The 255-nt window shown below is 40.4% G+C and carries 1 pseudogene; it reads right to left on the reverse strand.

Annotated features, from left to right (window positions below):
* A pseudogene (locus HC176_RS20480) lies at positions 1 to 255 on the reverse strand (IS3 family transposase); the annotation flags it as partial.

Raw genomic sequence — 255 nt, forward strand, 5'->3', positions numbered from 1 at the left:
TAATCACCGTAAGATACAGCCAACCTTGCTTTGGATATAAGTAATATCGCTTACCCATACTTGGTTTTGTCTTTTTACATCAAAGCATTGATTCTGCAAGTTGGGAGCTATTGGATAGCTATGGTTGCTATCTGTTGTTGTTCTAAACTTGCGTTTTCTTTTGGCCAGCAGATAATTGGCCTTCATGATACGCGCTACTCTTGGCCTAGATACCTTATAGCCCAATGATTCCAGTTCGGATTTCATTCTAGGTGC

The sequence above is a fragment of the Tamlana crocina genome (assembly GCF_012037625.1).